Below are 16,267 nucleotides of genomic sequence, written 5' to 3'. Positions count from 1 at the left end.
CTATGTTGTTTACTTTTGAATCGCACCTCTAACCAAAATCACTGTACTCTCGACACCAGAGGCGATCGCTTCGGGAATATTACCTTGAATCGCTTGCTGTAGCAATCCCTCGCGGGAAGCTCCCAAAACTACAACATCGTAACCTTCGGTTTGCACTAGGTTAATCACACCTTCAACGACTGAATTAGCTTGCATTGGGAGAGCAACTACATTACTGGACAATTTGCAGCGACGCATCAAATGGCGGATGGCTTGTTCTGAAATTGACATATCTGGCTTGAGTTCAGATGGCTTAAACACCTGTGTCAGGCGAATTTTGGGATCGTTTCCCAATGTAATTAAAGCCGGTAGTAATTTAATTGCCAGTGAGGAATTGGGGCCACCAGCCATTGGAACTAGCCAACGGTTAAACTGGGGACTGGGAATTGGGGATTGAGTAGTGCCTAATTTTACTAATACGACTTCGCAGGTGGCTTGGCGAATTATGGTATCTACAACGTTGCCAAAAATCCGACCAGGGGTAGATGTGTTACCTTTCCATCCCATTAAAATTAGGTCGATGTGTTGTTCGTTGATTGTCTCCAAAATTGCCTGCGCGACATCGTGGGTAACTCTAATCTGCGTGTGCAAGGGAATTTTCCACTTTTTTGCTAAGACTTCTGCCTGTCGTAGCAAGCGGCGGCTTTTTGCTGTTCTTACCTGTGTTTCTGATGGAGAACTGTGGCGGGGTATCAGCATCACTTGCACGCAATCTATTTCATAATGGCGATCGCGGGCAATAGCTGCTGCCATTTGTAATAGAACACCTGCTGTTTCAGGATTAGCTACGGGTACTAATAATCTACCTCTACCAATGCTGGGCGATCGCGTCTGGTAAACTATGTATGAAGGTTCTGGTCGCAGTTTCGGTGTGGCATTCTCACCATTAAGATGATCTGCTTCCGCCCGAATAATATCTGCACGGGTAATAATCCCAATCAGTTTGCGTCTATCTACCACCGGTAAGCGACTGATTTGATGGCGATCGAGTAAATATAGTACATTACTTAGGGTGTGAATTGGTGTTACTGTCATCGGGACAGATGTCATAATTTCTTTTAAGAAAATATCGGCTAGATGGCGATCGCGAAGTGTGTGGTTTGTACTCTCGCGGATTTTTAACAAATCTGATTGCGTCACAATCCCCACTAATTTGCTATCTTCTACCACAGGGAAACCGCGATGATGGGAACGAGCAAAAGCTTGCATTGCTTCTTCCAAGCTCATCTGTGCATCTAGAGTTTCTACCCGTTCTTGCATCACATCTTTTGCAGTTAACTTGCTTAATGCTCCTTCCATTGCAACTTCTTTGGTGAGAGTAATACCTTTTAACTCCAAAAGTTTCTCATAAAGCGAACCAGGCATTACCTTATCCGCAACCAGGTAAGCTGCGACAGAAACAATCATCAAAGGTAGCACTAGGTTGAAATCTGTAGTCATCTCAAAGACAATCACAATTGCTGTGATTGGCACTTTGGAAACGGCGCTAAAAAATCCACCCATACCCGCTAGGGCGTAAGTCGTAGGAGAACCAACTCCGGTGATATATAACTCAGATACACCGATGATATGTCCTAAACAAGAACCCAAAATCAGACTGGGAGCGAATAATCCCCCTGGTGCTCCCGAACCAAATGCAATCAGTGTAAGGATGAACTGGGCCGCAAAGGCGATCGCTGCGACACTAGGATGGGAACTTCCAGTAATTAATGACTCACGTAGTCCTGTATTATCACGGAAAGATGGAGGGAGCATGGCAACGACAACACCAGAGATAAATCCAGCTAAAGCTACCCGCAGGGGTAAGCTGATGTGTAATCTTCTATAAAATTTAATACTAAATATGATGCCGCGATTAAACAATGCACCAAACAAGCCTGCCAAAATACCTAACAGGATGAAAAAGGGAATTTCTGGAATGGAGAATTGACTGGAAGATTTTACTAATTGCAAGTTAAGGTCAAAAGAGCCACCACCTAAAAGTCGGGATATCACGCCACCAATAAAAGAAGCGATTATGGCAGTTCCTAGAGTCAATCCTGATAAATCTTGGAGTAATTCTTCAACGATAAACAATACACCTGCGATCGGGGCATTGAAAGCAGCAGCCAACCCCGCACCTGCACCAGCTGCAATCATTTGCCGTCGATGATCTGGGGAAGTGGGAACCCAACGACTCATCCCTGCTGCCAAACCTGCCCCCACTTGGACAGTAGGGCCTTGCCGTCCTAGAGTCATGCCGGAACCGATGGCGATGATGGCACTGAGTAACTTCACACCTGCTACCCGCCAAGATAAATTCACAGGCACATTGGCAAGAGAAGCTTTAACTTGCGGAATACCGCTACCAGAAGCCTCTGGTGCTAATCTATCCACCAACCATCCAGCCAGAAATCCCAGGACAAGACCAATTGCAGGTAGTACCAGCCATGCCGGCAAAAGCTGGGTAGTATGCACTCGCCATGTCCCCAGCCATCCCGATCCTACTTTCAGCAATACCGCAGATAGGGCAGCAACCAGACCGATAATACAGGCTTCGGCGATCGCTAAACCTCTTCTAGGCTGCCACCAAGTGCGAAAACGCTGATTCATACCAATTTTGGATTTTAGATTTTGGACTTTCCTGCGGAACGCTGCGCGTAGCTTGCTTCCCCGGAGGGGTACGACTTCGCTCAGTCGAACGATTTTTGATTACAAATCTTTACTAAAAAGCTGTTTGGTGGAATCTTCAAAAGATGTTTTAAAAGTCGTTGGCAAAATACAGCAGAATTCAGGAGTCAGAATTCAGGAGTCAGAATTCAGGAGTCAGAAGTAAAACAGGCTTTATACCTGGCTTTGAGACAAATCGTTGTGTACTTAACTTTCCTTGAAAGTTGCTGTATAACTCGTTACTAGACAATTTCTGTCTCCAATTACGAATTACGAATTACGAATTACGAATTATTTAATTGCTTCTTCCCGTAGTAGATAGCCCTTCTACTATCAGAGACGGAGTATAACAAGAACCATTCCAATCAACATCGTTGCCTAGTGTAACCAATTGCTTCAGGGCTGTGTAAACATTACCTGCAACCATCGTATCCTTAACACGCCCAATTACTTGACCATTTTGGACGCGGTAGCCTAAATCGACATTGATCGAAAAATCTCCAGAAATACTGCCGCCACCACCCAACATTTGATCGACAATCAAGCCATTATCTAGTTGTTGAATCAAATCTGGTAGCGATGCCGATCCGGGCTGGATAAGAAAATTAAATAAACCAGGGGTGGGATAGCTACCTAAACCAGGGCGAAAACCATTTCCAGTGGTGTCAGTACCCAGTTGGGAGCCAGTAGTGCGATCGCTATAGAAATGCTGTAAAGTCCCGTTTTGGATAAATACCAGAGATTGAGTCGGAGTGCCTTCATCATCAAAAGGGCAACTGTAAGGGCCAGCTTCTGGATCTTGGTAAATGGTGAGACTGGGTGCAACGACTTCCTTACCCAAACGTTCTGCCCAAGGTGAAGCTGCTTCTAAAACTCGCTTGCCATTTAAAGCGGCTTGCACAGTACCCCAAAGCATATCAGCGGCCTTAGAAGTGAACAAAATCGGCACACGACCAGTAGGAGGTGAGATATTTTCTCTGGCCCAAATTAACCGTTGTAAAATTTGGTTAGCTAATCTCTCTGGGTCGAGTTCCCCCCGCTTGGTTTGACCATCACCAACACTTAAAAAATCATCACCACGCACCCATTCTGCTGATACATAACAGCTAAGGGTAGTATCAGTATAGTGACAATCTAAACCTTTGGTGTTGACTAGTCTGGTGGTTTCAATATCACATTCCCAGTCACCATTACATACAACATCGGGATAGACATCACGGATGAGTGCGATCGCTTCTTTGCCCCAGTCCACCAAAACCTCTATCGGTAAACTTTCTCCTAAATCAGGATAGGAGGGCTGAGAGTTAAAGCCTAATTCGACAGTTTCCGGTTGATTTAGTTGACTCAAAGCCAGAGCTTTTTCCACCATTACTTCGGCTAAGACAGAACCGTAAGCCACCGTCAGTCCCGGACGCCCGTTTCGCCAAAGCCGTAGTGCTGTGCCTTCAGATTGGTTAGTTTCTAGCTGTTTGAGTCGGTTTGCCTCAAAAAACACTGGGCGAGAAAGCGATCGCGACTGATACACCTCAGCAGCTTCTGCTCCAGATTTTATAGCTAGTTCCAGCAACTGTTCGGCTAGTGTATCTTGTGACAAATTTTCAGAACCCATGACCCTTAGTGAATTGTGGATTTTGAACCGCATATCAACGCTGTCTCTTGAGAAGTGCGATGTCTACGACGGGCTACGCCTACGCACTTTCCAGTGATGAACGCAGATAACTATCCAAAAATCATCAGTGTTTCCTTACAGTTACGATTTGGAACCGCAGATCAACACTGATGGACGCAGTTAATTATCCCAAATCATTGTCATGTCTCAACGGATCTAGTCATTTGTCATTTGTCATTGGTCATTTGTCATTGGTCATTTGTCATTTGTCATTTGTCATTGGTCATTTGTCATTTGTCATTGGGCATGGAGAAGAGACAAGGTAGACAAGGAAGAGGGGGGAGACAAGGAGAGAAGTCACCAGCGCCGGCTTCCGGCGTTAGCGCAGCCCGCCGCAGGCATTAGAACTTCAAACAGAGGCTTGTTCAATAATTCCCCATAGTCTCCCTCATCTTCCCCAGTCCTCAGTCCCCATTACCCCTTATCCCCAGAGGGGGCCCCACCATCCCCAGTCCCCAGTCCCCATTTTCACAGATTAACCTCTTGCAACAGCCAAAAGCCAGCAAAAGATTGTGCTTTGGGATCGGACTGTATACCGATAAAATGTACTCCATTCGCTTTTTGCTTGGCTTCTTCAAAACCTTTAGCTTCTGCTAAAAGTTGAGGTTTTTTGATATTTGCCACAATCCAGCTTTCAGTTACACCAGTTTCTAAAAGCAATCTCGCCTCTTCGCTGGTGTCAAATCTTAAGAAAGCCAACTCCAAACCAGACATCCAACCAGCTAAGGGCAACGCTCTTGATGAGAAAATTAAAATACCAGGAATACGAGCTTCGGGTGAAACTTTCGCCAACTCTAAAGGGAAAGCTTCACCAAAGCCAATTTCCCACTCTGGCATATCAGCAAAATCCGCAGCATCTAAGGTAACAAATACCCACTGCTGTCCTTCCAAAGCATCTGGTAAACGTTGCGGCAAAGGTTTCTCCAAACGGACTGAGGGATTAGTTCCCCCTTGATACCCTGGTTCTTGAGGATATACTTCCTGCATCCGCTGTTCTAACCATTGGTTGAGAATCAAAGTACGGCGGCTGGGCTGCGCGGGAATCCCCAAGTCTTGGCAAGCTTTCGTAATCATATTATTCATTTGGCGGCGGAAAAAGCGAATTTTAATTGGCGCTTTTCCAGCTTGGCTAATAGCCTCCTCCAATGCAGTCCGCAACCAGCCCGAATTTACCTGGGTACTGGGACAATATTGAGCATAGCGAAACAAAGAGTCTGCTTTTGTGCCGATATCCAAGGGGCTTTCGCAGACTAAGACTTCCCAAACTTTTTTTTGATTATCGTCCAAAATCGGACGGGAGTAAAAATCGATTTCCCAAATACTGCCCATGTTTTGTGGTAAAAATCTGACTGTTATGTTTTCCTGATATGTTGATCATACGAGTGTTGGGGCAGCAGGGGAATAACGAAGTTGGGAGTGGGGAGTGGGGATAAGGGGTATCTGAAGTGGATGTTTCAAATTTTAACTCTTCACCATCTCCCTTATTGCTCATTGTTTGACCAGAACAAACATAGGAAGTTTTTAGAGTAATAGGCTTGGTAATGACTGGGGAATTCATCAGGCGATCGCTTTAATATAAATACAAAGCATGTCAGGTTTTATGTCCCTGACGCCTTAAGATTTGGAAAAAATGCAGCAACAGTACTCTAGCGATCGCATGGAACTAGTCAAGTGGTAATTAGGATAATGTTAAAAGACTTTAAAGAGGTAGATGAATGCAACTAGAAGATTATTTTGAGTTTTTAGACCCAGATGACATCCGTATCAAAGGCCATCGCATTGGTATTGATAATGTGATTCAATATTACCTGCAAGGATATTCACCAGAGCAAATTCTAGAAGAATTACCTTCGCTGAATTTGGAGAAAATTTACGCGACGCTTACCTACTATCTGCATAATCGTGATGAAATAGATGCTTATATGTTGCGGCTAGCAAAGTGGCGAGAACAGCGCTATCAAGAATCATCAGCTAATCCTTCACCTTTGATGCAACGTTTAAGAGCATTAAAGGCGCAACGTGAGCAGGAGTTACTAAACTCTTGGTGAAGGTACGTTTTCTCCTTGATGAAAATTTGTCGCCCAAGCTGAAAACATCTGTTTTGCGCTTCAATCCAGCCATAGATATTCTGCGCGTAAGCGATGTCGAAGCACCACCATTAGGTACGCTTGACCCAGATATCCTGCGCTACCTGGAATTATCCCAACGAATATTAGTTACGGACAACCGCAAAAGTATGCCCGAACATCTGGAAGAACACTGGGGAGATGGAGGACATATTTGGGGACTAGTTTGGTTGCGTTCCAGTGGGAACCTTAGTATTTGGGCAGAAACAATTTATTTGATTTAGGAAGCGACTGAGGCAGAAGAGTGGATTGATAGATTGGATTGGATTCCACTTTAAAAATTTGGCGTTGCTGAATTGAAGTATGAATTTGGAAACCAACTTTTGCTAAGTGGAATTCTTGGCTCAATAAGTCCACAGCTTTAGGTGAAAACGAGTGACAGAAAAGTTTTCATCAGCCGAAAGTATCCTCTCATTTACCACGGTTAATCCAAACGCCTCTGAGTCCAGCTGCTTTAGCTCCGTGATAGTCTTCTACAATGCTATCGCCGATATGCCATGCCGCCTCTGGGGGACATTTATGTTTATCTAAGGCAATGGCAAAAATTTGAGGATCGGGTTTAGCTGCGCGTACCTGGGTAGAAATGGTGACGGAGGTAAAAAACTCTCTCAATCCCAAACTTTGCAATACTGAGTAAATCCGAGAATCAAAATTGGACAGTACCCCCAAGCTAACTCCCAACCGCCGCCAGTTGATTAAAGCTGGTAAAACATCGGGATAGACAAACCACGGTTCGCCAGTACCAAAGTGAATGTAAAGTTCGCTAAAAAAAGCCGAAAAGTCAGAAAATTCCTTGAGAACACCTGCCCTTTCAAAAGTGTTCATAGCAATTATCCGCCACAAATCAAACTCGCGCTGGGGAATATCTTGCAGTTCTGCATCTGGAAATATTGGTGGTGGCGCTGTTTTAAAGCTTTGGATGAAGGCTGTATTTAATGTTTCGGCTGAAACTGTAACGTCAAATTCCTGGGCTATCTGACTATAAACTTTGCCCACACTACCTTTGACATCGAAGAGTGTACCCACAGCGTCTAAAAAAATAACTTTCGGTTGTTCCATTAAAGTTTGATTGAATTGGGGATTGGGGACTGGGGATGGTGGGGCCCCCTCTGGGGATAAGGGGTAATGGGGACTAGGAGGACAAGGGGGAATTATTGAACATAGCCTCTCCCTTGTCTCCCCCCTCTTGCTTGTCTATCTTGTCTCTTCTCCATGCCCAATGAACGACAAATGACAAATGACAAATGACTAACCTGAAAGTTACCCTGAAAGTGTTTCTACGATCGGACGGACTAGCCAATTAAAACCAACTTTAAGCTGATGGTCTAAAGTTGGCAACCTATATAAATAAGCAACACGGCGGGCGATGTATGCCAAAGACCCATCTAATTTAATTCCCAAACCAGTGAGAGTGGCGTTGTCTATGCCTAGTGCCATCATTTCTCCTAACTGTTGGTAGCGGAAGGGAAGGAGGGGACGATTAGTCAGACTTGCCCAGATATTCCATGCAGTATAATCAGCTTGTTGAAAAGCCGCTTGTGCAGTAGCGGGGACTTGCTGGCCTTCAGCATCATGACAGTCTGCTAAATCTCCCAAGGCAAAGATTTCTGGATGATCGAGGACTTGCAGATTAGATGTAGTACTGATTTGACCACGCTGGTTTTGCTTGAAGGGAAGAGATTTCACGACGGGCGCAACCCTGGTTCCCACAGTCCAAATTACCAAATCCACGGGAATCTTGTCTAACTGGTTTTTATACTCTAGGGAAATAGAATTTTGCTCTATTAATTCCACTTTGGTTTCTAAGTCAAGAAACACACCACGGGCATCTATTGCTTTCTTTGCTGCTTCCCGATTAAACTCTGGGGAAGTTCGCAAAATTTGGTCGGCGATTTCAACAATCCGAAAGCGTCCTCTTTCCCCTAGTCTGTCGGCTAATTTACAAGCTAACTCTACACCACTGTAGCCAGCCCCAACGATCGCTACCCGAATTTTATCAGCATCCGATTCTTCTAAAAATCGCAAGCGTTCTTCCAAACGGTAAACATCAAAGATTGTGCGGAATGGGTAGGCGTAGGATGTGGCACCAGGGACTAAATCTAGCGGTGTCTCACCTCCTAGCGCCAACACTAAGCGATCATAAGGGATTTCGGGCCCTTCCTGTACATTTACCCGTCGCTGGTCGATGTCTATTCCAGACACAACTCCTTGATAAAAACGCACTCCTGTGCCTTGTAAAAGTTCTTCAAAGGGTGGGGCAATTTCCCAGGTTTGCAGTTCGCCAGTGAGTAATTCGTAAAGTAAAGGAGAGAATAGGAAGCGATCGCTTTGATCTACCAGAACAATTTCAGGTTTTTGCGTAGATTCCCAAGGTAACTGGCTTAACCGCAGGGCTGTGTAGAGACCACCAAAGCCTCCGCCAAGGATACAAATTCTAGAAGTTTGTTCAGTCATCTATTCTATGCTATGCAACAATCAATATTAATTAAGTTGGGCTGTTACCTTCAGGGTAACTGAAATGATATGACAAATGACAAATGACAAACGACAAATGACCAATGTGATCAATGACTAATCATTACCGATATATTATTTTTTACAAACCCTATGGCGTTCTCAGCCAGTTTACAAAAGATGCTCCCACACATAGCACTCTAAAAGATTATATTGACGTGTCTGATGTCTATCCTGTAGGACGCTTAGACTGGGATAGTGAAGGATTGCTGCTGTTAACAAACGATGGACAATTACAACATCGCCTCGCCCATCCGCGTTTTGGTCATAAACGTACTTACTGGGTACAGGTAGAGCGAATTCCAGATGCTGATGCTATTAAGAGGTTGCAAACAGGTGTGGAAATTCAAGATTACCGCACTCAACCAGCAGAAGTCAGGCTCTTACCAGAAGAACCACAGTTACCTGAACGCACCCCACCAATTAGATTTCGCAAAAATGTACCGACAGCTTGGCTGGAAATGACTTTGACAGAGGGAAAAAACCGTCAAGTACGGCGCATGACTGCGGCTGTTGGGTTTGGGACTTTGCGACTGATTAGGGTCAGTATAGCTCACCTACAATTGGATGACTTACAATTGGGTCAATGGCGCGACCTCACCGCCTCTGAACTCCATAATTTTAGTAAATCGAAAAGTTTTCCCCCAAAAGCTGCCCGATAATAGAAAGTTGACTTGTGATTAAATAGTGAAGCGATCGCTAATAATTCCAAAGACTCAATCCGCTAGGGATTTCCAAAATTACTGAATTTCTTTATACCACGAATTACCAGCCAAGTTCCTCCAGAAGATATCAACAACAAGGGTGTTAACCAATCACCCCAACGCACATATAAAGTTTGTGTCTGTCGCCGATAAATTGTTTCAGCATGAGTTTCATAGGTATTATATCCAGACATCCATAAGGTTCTGCCATGAGGATCTACAAAGGCTGAATATCCGGTATTAGTTGCCCGTGCTGACCAGCGATCGGTTTCAATTGCCCGCATGATATCCTGTGCATGATGCTGAAATGGCATGGATGCAGTGTAATGGGCATCGTTAGAAGAACTGAGGATAAACTGCCCACCCGCCGCCGCTTGACGGCGAAATTGTTCAGGAAAAGCAGATTCATAACATATACTAGCGATCGCTCGGCCAAAAGGAGTGTCAAATAGCTGATTTGCCAAACCAGGAACTTGGTGTGCATCCAAAGGTGACAAGCGCTGAACTAGTTTGCCTAAAATTCCTTCAAAGGGAATATATTCTCCCAAAGGTACCAGTTTGGACTTATCGTAGCGGCTGACAATTTCACCTTTACTATTAAAAGTAAACAAGCTAATTGTATAACTATCTCCCCGTTCGCCAAAAGCCCCAATCCAAGCCACTACGCCTTTTTCTTTCACGGCTGCGACTAAGGTCGTTTCCAGCAAATTACGCTGGAAAATAGGTAAGGCTCCTTCTGGGGTCAGGACTGCATCTACACCTTGATTTGCTAAAGTTAAATATCCATTGGTATAGTTTTCTTGGGCGCGACGAAATCCTTCAGAACTTCGTAAAAGTCGGTTCGGGATATTACCCTGAATAATCCCCACTTTTAAGGCCGCTTCTGGTAATTGGGCAGTGGGACGGCTGTATAAGATAAAACCGATAAGGTGTAAAGTAATTAATAATCCTATAGCGATAACCAAGTATTTATTAACGAACCGCCTTCGCGTAGCGTCTCGTAGAGAAGGCGCGGAGGACACAGAGAAAATCTTGGCGTCCTTGGCGTCTTGGCGGTTCATCCATCCTTCAGCAATTAACCCGTTCACAGCAACGATCGCTGCTGTTACAGTATTAGGGCCAGAGAGTTGCCCCAAATGTACAATTACGAGATTATGCGGGCTTTGGGTGTAAGCAAGGGAACTCCACCACAAAGGCCCGGCACTCCACAGACTTTCTAAACCGCACCAGACGGCTGTACCAATCAGTACACGTAGCCACGGTTTTTGTCCGTTTAGGCGATCCATCACAGCCGCCCAAATACTAACGAATACCCCTCCCAAGACACTGATAAATCCCCAACAAAAAAGGGTGATTGCTAAACTTGGCAACCACGGAACGCCCAACCAAGTCATCGGATGAATTCCCGTAATCCAAGATAGGGCGACACCGTGATAACCGATACCCCAGAGGAAAGCAGGGGGAGCAAGGGGAGATGAGGAAGCAGGGGGGGATTGGTTTTTGCGTTTGGCTGAAGTGACAACCAAGACCCATAAGGGGACTAAGGCAATCCAAGCCAAGAACCATGCACCTACAGGGGCTACGGTTAGCCCCATTAAAATACCGCTAGCTAAAGCAGTTAAGCAAAAGAGTAAGGCGGTTAACCTCTCCCCCTGCCTCCCCTGCTTCCCTTGCTCCCCCTGCTTTTTACTCTGCTTCTTCTGCATCGGCAGCATCAGGTGGAACTATTGCCACTCCAGTAATGGCGTCGTCTTCGTCTAAACGCTGCACTCTGACTCCAGTCGCCGATCGCGATTGGATAGAAATCGCATTTACCGCTTGACGGATGATAATACCGCGATTTGTCACCATCATCATTTCATCAGTATCGTTGTTGACAATGCGTAGGGTTGCCAACTTGTCTTTGTTTTTGCGGTTTTTGAACTTGGTTGCCATTAAACCCTGACCAGCACGATTTTGCAGGCGGAATTGGGCAACTGGTACGCGCTTACCATATCCACCCATTGTAATTACCAACACCCAAGGGCCAACTATGCCACTGCTAGATACTTCTACTGACTCTTCATTAATTTCGGTAACTTCGATATCTTCTGTTTCGATTGTCTCGATATCTTCTGTTTCTGCTTCTGTAACATCTAAAGTTTCCAGAATTGCTGCGGGGAGAATATCCATACCCACCAGTTCATCTTTATTTTTGAGTTTCATCGCTTTTACCCCACGAGTCGCCCTACTTAAAGGACGCAGTTGTTCGTGGTTGCACCGGAAGTGAATCGCCATTCCGTGACGAGAACCAATAATTACACTGTCCTCGACTCTAGCGCGTCGCACCCAGCGGAGTTGGTCGCCTTCTTCTAAGGAAATGGCAATCAAACCATTGGCGCGAATATGACTAAAGGCTGCCAATTCGGTTTTTTTGATATTGCCACCTTTGGTGAGCATGACCAAATATTCTTCGTTGCTAAACTCGTCAACCGGGACAATCGAGGTGATTTTTTCTTCTTTGGGTATTGGTAGCATCTGAACGATTGGTGTCCCGCGACTGGTACGCGAACTCACGGGAATTTGATACGCTCTCAAGCAGTAGACGACGCCACGTTCACTAAAGAATAAGATACTGTCGTGATCGCAGCAAGTCAAAAAATGCTCAACGGTATCATCATCTTTCACCTTGGCTGCGGCTTTGCCTCTGGTTGCACGGCTTTGGGCTTCAAAAGTATTGACGGGCATCCGTTTGATGTAGCCTTGTTCTGTCACCAAAATAATCGCTTTTTCATTGGCAATGAGGTCGCGATCGTCTAATTCCCCTTCCCCTGGTAAAATTACCGTGCGGCGGGGTGTGGCAAAGCTAGTTTTTAGTTGTCCGACTTCAGTTTCAATGATTTCTAGCACTCTCTCCCGACGGGCCAAAATATCCTGCAAGTCGGCAATCTTCGCTTGTAATTCTTCGTGTTCCAAACGAATTTTGTCTGCTTCTAAGGCAGTCAAGCGCCGCAATTGCATTTGCAAAATCGCATCTGCTTGCACTTCCGAAAGTCCGTAAGTTGTGATTAATTCGCCTTTGGCTGTGGGTGCATCGGGAGCATGACGAATTAAAACAATAATTGCATCTAAATGAGATAAGGCAATTAATAATCCTTGCAGAAGATGGTCGCGTTCCTCGGCTTTCCGCAGTTCGTAGCGGGTGCGTCTGGCAATGGATTCGATGCGGAAATCCAAGAAGACGGTTAAGAACTGCTTGAGGGTGAGTACTTGGGGTTCGCTATTCACCAACGCCAGCATATTTGCGCCGAAGTTGGCTTGCAGTGGCGTTTGCTTGTAGAGGTTGTTCAGCACAACGCGGGGATAAGCATCACGCTTGAGTTCGATGACAACTCGCATCCCGTCGCGATCGCTTTCATCTCGGATATCTGCAATCCCCTCTAGACGCTTTTCGTTCACCATTTCGGCAATTTTTTCAATCAGCGCCGCTTTGTTGGTTTGATAGGGCAATTCAGTAATGATAATTGCTTCTCTATCTGGGCGTCCCCGTTGTTCAACGGTTTCAATGTTAGCGACACCGCGCATGGTAATGGAACCACGCCCGGTAGTATAAGCTTCTCGAATGGCAGATGTTCCCAAAATCTGCGCCCCAGTCGGAAAGTCTGGACCGTGGACATACTGCATTAATTCGATGTCAGTGATTTCTGGATTGTGGATTACTGCCACCAAAGCATCAATCAATTCGCCCAAATTGTGGGGGGGAATGTTGGTGGCCATGCCCACGGCAATTCCAGAGGAACCGTTGAGCAATAACTGGGGAATCCGTGCTGGTAAAACTGTGGGTTCTTGCTGGGAACCGTCGAAGTTATCGGCGAAATCTACGGTTTCATACTCAATGTCGTGGAGTAGACCAGCACTAGTTAAAGCTTGCAAGCGGCATTCTGTGTACCGCATGGCGGCTGGTGGATCGTTGTCTACCGAGCCAAAGTTACCATGCCCGTTAACTAGGGGCGATCGCATGGAAAAATCCTGCGCCATCCGCACCAAGGCGTCATATACTGCCGTGTCACCGTGGGGGTGATATTTACCCAATACTTCACCCACTACACGGGCGCATTTCTTAAAAGGGCGATCGTGGAGCAGACCTAGCTCGTGCATTGCGTAGAGAATGCGACGATGCACAGGTTTTAGACCATCCCTAGCATCTGGCAGCGCCCGACCCACTATCACGCTCATGGCGTATTCCAGATAAGACTGCGACATTTCGTTTCGCAAGTCTGTCGGGATAATCCTCTCCTGTGAGGTTGTCATAACCTAAAAATCTCCAAAAATCGTAGATTTTAGCTTTTTTACTCAACAAAGCGCAAAATTATTCTAAATTGCTCTTGAATAATTGCTATAATTTGATACAATTCTATCATATATTGCTTTTTTTTGCCTGGGCAGCTAACTCAGGCGCTTGTTTGATCTGTAGCTTCTCTCTGGGATTTGAGTTGAGATGCAATCAGAGGAACTTTAGGGGCAAGAAAAAATCCAATCAAACTGGCAAAAAGGATTGGCGTAAAGGGACTCAAGTTTGTCAGTTTTGACACTAATAAAGTCGTACTTATCGGTGTGCGCGTTACGGCTGCGTTGACAGCCGCCATTGTACAAATCATCGCAAGAGCAGGATCGAGTGCTGGAATTAAGACTGCTACTGCTTTACCAATGCAAGCACCGGTGAAAAATAGGGGAATGATCAATCCACCGCGCCACCCACCTGTTGCCGTAATGCTAATGGCAGCCATTTTCCCCAGAGCTAGAGTTAGGAGAAAAACAGCACTAAAGCTAGTAGTGAGGACTGAATCTAACTCTTCATGTCCAAAATAACGCGTCAGGGGTAATAAAACTGCTAAACTGCCAAGTCCCACTCCTGCTAGTGTTGTGCGTATATAAATGGGGAAACGAATCAAGGCAAACAAATAATCGCAACCGCGAAAAATGCCCATAAAAATCCATCCCGCCACCGCCCCGATAATTCCAAAGACGATCGCGATCGCAAAATCATCAATCCTTTCTAAGTGATACTGAGGAAAATGCCAAGTGGGCCCAATACCTAAATGTGTAATTGCTGCAAACACCAGATAGCTAGCGCAACTCGAAACAATGGCTGGCATTAAGGCTTCGTAATATTCCACAATATGCTCGTGGTGCAAAATCTCCAAGGCGAACATTGCACCACCAAGAGGTGAGCCAAACAAGGCAGTGAAACCAGCCGCCATTGCTGCTAAACTCATGGTTCTGAGGTCTTCACCTTGGAGCTTTAAGCGATCGGCAAGCCAAGTACCAAAAGAACCTGTTACCTGTACCAGTGGTGCTTCTGGGCCAGCACTACCGCCCGCCGAGATGCTGACAAGAGAAGCAAGAATCATTGAAGGATTTTTGCGAACATCTAGGCGTCCGCCACGAAAATGAATATTATCAACAATCACGGCGATTTCACCGGGATTCCCCAAAAAATGAATCACCAGACCGATAACTAAACCGCTAAGTGGCATTACTATCAGGAGGCTAAAACCCTCAAATCGCTGGAGTCTGTGAGTTAAAAACTCTAAAACATTCCAGTACAACGCCGCAAATAAACCACCAGCAGTCCCCACAATTACCCAGCGGATCACCCACTGCGAAATCATTAGGGGATTACGCTTTACCAGTCCAAAAAGTTGAGCAAATGTCCAGCGTTGAGTTTGATTGGTAGCGGGGGGCTTGTTTGGTAACACTGCTTATTTCCTATTTGTGAAACCTAGAGTACTGAATATTTACGCTTTTTATGGTAGAGGCTATTTAGTTTAGTGAATCATTTTTGGTCTACAAAGAGCAATATTTCTGACAGGGTTCAAGTTGACAGTGTAGAGAATAAAAAGGGGCGTACATCTGTACGCCCCTAAAATATTTATCTGCGATCGCACCCTTTCCCTGTCACTGGAACCATAATATTTCCGTCACTGGAAGCATAACTTTTCCCTGGCTGAGTGCTGTAACCTGTATTTCCCCGTTAGGCGATGTCTACGACGGGCTATTCGGCGTCGCACCTCTTATTAAAAAATTGGAAGCATAATATTTCCGAGGTGCATTGAAAGCATAAGCTTTCGGTGACGGAAAAGTTATGCTTCCAGTAACATTCCCTTTTTTAACGAGCATAAGGGTTATTGAAGGTTTCCCAAGCAGCAACAGCCGCCTTTTGCAGGCGAAAGCTGAAGTCTACTAAGTCTTTCATCAATAAGTGCCAGTTCCTCTCAGCTTCATCTTGAATTACCGCCCAAGAGTTTTCTAAGCGATCGCGTTCTATCAGTTTCCTTCCTTCAATTAATTCCCGTGCTTGACGCACAACTTTCAAATAGGTTTCACGGGTGAGAGAACCTGCTGAATCAGCCTCAGCCTGAGCACGTCTTTTTAGCGCCTCAATTAATGCTTTGGTTTCGCGTTTCACCTCATCAGTTTCACCAGCCATTTCGGTTTCCACTAATTTGTCGGTTTCCGAACTTATGTTTACAATTACTATGGATTCAGTAGATTCGATATTGTTATAAGTCATAACTTAAAACATC

The 16,267-nt window shown here is 45.3% G+C and carries 12 protein-coding genes; 3 read left to right on the top strand and 9 right to left on the bottom strand.

All coding sequences use genetic code 11. The features are described 5' to 3' along the window. Nucleotides 1–9 precede the first annotated feature (9 nt). The 3 genes from RMY63_RS19290 to RMY63_RS19280 form a co-directional block, all read right to left on the bottom strand. A complete protein-coding gene (locus RMY63_RS19290; RefSeq protein WP_322730243.1) occupies nt 10–2,631 on the bottom strand; it encodes a chloride channel protein in 2,622 nt (873 codons plus the stop codon). A gap of 352 nt (nt 2,632–2,983) precedes the next feature. Further along, nucleotides 2,984–4,297 carry a TldD/PmbA family protein gene (locus RMY63_RS19285; protein ID WP_322730242.1) on the bottom strand — a complete coding sequence of 438 codons (1,314 nt, stop codon included), beginning with the start codon at nt 4,295–4,297 and terminating at the stop codon, nt 2,984–2,986. A 528-nt stretch (nt 4,298–4,825) separates the two neighbouring features. Continuing rightward, on the bottom strand, nt 4,826–5,686 hold the full coding sequence (locus tag RMY63_RS19280) for a Tab2/Atab2 family RNA-binding protein (protein WP_322730241.1): 861 nt from the start codon (nt 5,684–5,686) through the stop codon (nt 4,826–4,828). A 386-nt stretch (nt 5,687–6,072) separates the two neighbouring features. On the opposite strand from RMY63_RS19280, the gene RMY63_RS19275 reads away from it, so the two are divergent. Beyond that, nucleotides 6,073–6,405: a DUF433 domain-containing protein gene (locus tag RMY63_RS19275; RefSeq protein ID WP_322730240.1), complete on the top strand. Its 333-nt coding sequence runs from the start codon at nt 6,073–6,075 to the stop codon at nt 6,403–6,405. After that, complete coding sequence (locus RMY63_RS19270; RefSeq protein ID WP_322730269.1) at nt 6,402–6,707, top strand: DUF5615 family PIN-like protein; 306 nt, start codon at nt 6,402–6,404, stop codon at nt 6,705–6,707. Before RMY63_RS19275 ends, RMY63_RS19270 begins: the two co-directional genes overlap by 4 nt. A gap of 187 nt (nt 6,708–6,894) precedes the next feature. Here the strand turns inward: RMY63_RS19270 and RMY63_RS19265 are convergent, their stop codons facing one another. Both RMY63_RS19265 and RMY63_RS19260 read right to left on the bottom strand, forming a co-directional pair. After that, entirely contained in the window at nt 6,895–7,542 is a 648-nt protein-coding gene (locus RMY63_RS19265) for an HAD family hydrolase (RefSeq protein ID WP_322730239.1), read from the bottom strand. A 201-nt stretch (nt 7,543–7,743) separates the two neighbouring features. Then, nucleotides 7,744–8,937: an NAD(P)/FAD-dependent oxidoreductase gene (locus tag RMY63_RS19260; protein WP_322730238.1), complete on the bottom strand. Its 1,194-nt coding sequence runs from the start codon at nt 8,935–8,937 to the stop codon at nt 7,744–7,746. A 113-nt stretch (nt 8,938–9,050) separates the two neighbouring features. Between RMY63_RS19260 and RMY63_RS19255 the strand changes: the two genes are divergently transcribed. After that, nucleotides 9,051–9,659 carry an rRNA large subunit pseudouridine synthase E gene (locus tag RMY63_RS19255; RefSeq protein ID WP_322730237.1) on the top strand — a complete coding sequence of 203 codons (609 nt, stop codon included), beginning with the start codon at nt 9,051–9,053 and terminating at the stop codon, nt 9,657–9,659. Nucleotides 9,660–9,721: 62 nt separating this feature from the next. Here RMY63_RS19255 and lnt read toward each other — a convergent pair whose 3' ends face one another. From lnt to RMY63_RS19235, 4 genes are all read right to left on the bottom strand, one after another. Then, a complete protein-coding gene (gene lnt / locus RMY63_RS19250) occupies nt 9,722–11,407 on the bottom strand; it encodes an apolipoprotein N-acyltransferase (RefSeq protein ID WP_322730236.1) in 1,686 nt (561 codons plus the stop codon). After that, a complete protein-coding gene (gene gyrA, locus RMY63_RS19245) occupies nt 11,388–13,991 on the bottom strand; it encodes a DNA topoisomerase (ATP-hydrolyzing) subunit A (protein ID WP_322730235.1) in 2,604 nt (867 codons plus the stop codon). The genes lnt and gyrA overlap by 20 nt, the downstream gene beginning before the upstream one ends. A gap of 140 nt (nt 13,992–14,131) precedes the next feature. Then, a complete protein-coding gene (locus RMY63_RS19240) occupies nt 14,132–15,439 on the bottom strand; it encodes a chloride channel protein (protein WP_322730234.1) in 1,308 nt (435 codons plus the stop codon). A gap of 410 nt (nt 15,440–15,849) precedes the next feature. Continuing rightward, nucleotides 15,850–16,254: a hypothetical protein gene (locus RMY63_RS19235; RefSeq protein ID WP_322730233.1), complete on the bottom strand. Its 405-nt coding sequence runs from the start codon at nt 16,252–16,254 to the stop codon at nt 15,850–15,852. Between the last annotated feature and the right edge of the window lie 13 nt (nt 16,255–16,267).

Origin of the sequence: Nostoc sp. ChiQUE01b, from assembly GCF_034531255.1 — a bacterium.
Taxonomy (GTDB): Bacteria; Cyanobacteriota; Cyanobacteriia; order Cyanobacteriales; family Nostocaceae; genus Nostoc.
Note: the sequence above shows the minus strand (reverse complement) of the source record. Positions and strands in the feature narration are given on the sequence as shown.

What these genes read in the sequence shown, in the direction of transcription:
- RMY63_RS19290 (WP_322730243.1), bottom strand. Translation starts at nt 2,631, where the DNA reads ATGAATCAGCGTTTTCGCACTTGGTGGCAGCCTAGAAGAGGTTTAGCG.
- RMY63_RS19255 (WP_322730237.1), top strand. Translation starts at nt 9,051, where the DNA reads ATGACTAATCATTACCGATATATTATTTTTTACAAACCCTATGGCGTT.
- RMY63_RS19280 (WP_322730241.1), bottom strand. Translation starts at nt 5,686, where the DNA reads ATGGGCAGTATTTGGGAAATCGATTTTTACTCCCGTCCGATTTTGGAC.
- lnt (WP_322730236.1), bottom strand. Translation starts at nt 11,407, where the DNA reads ATGCAGAAGAAGCAGAGTAAAAAGCAGGGGGAGCAAGGGAAGCAGGGG.
- RMY63_RS19235 (WP_322730233.1), bottom strand. Translation starts at nt 16,254, where the DNA reads ATGACTTATAACAATATCGAATCTACTGAATCCATAGTAATTGTAAAC.
- RMY63_RS19260 (WP_322730238.1), bottom strand. Translation starts at nt 8,937, where the DNA reads ATGACTGAACAAACTTCTAGAATTTGTATCCTTGGCGGAGGCTTTGGT.
- RMY63_RS19275 (WP_322730240.1), top strand. Translation starts at nt 6,073, where the DNA reads ATGCAACTAGAAGATTATTTTGAGTTTTTAGACCCAGATGACATCCGT.
- gyrA (WP_322730235.1), bottom strand. Translation starts at nt 13,991, where the DNA reads ATGACAACCTCACAGGAGAGGATTATCCCGACAGACTTGCGAAACGAA.
- RMY63_RS19265 (WP_322730239.1), bottom strand. Translation starts at nt 7,542, where the DNA reads ATGGAACAACCGAAAGTTATTTTTTTAGACGCTGTGGGTACACTCTTC.
- RMY63_RS19285 (WP_322730242.1), bottom strand. Translation starts at nt 4,297, where the DNA reads ATGGGTTCTGAAAATTTGTCACAAGATACACTAGCCGAACAGTTGCTG.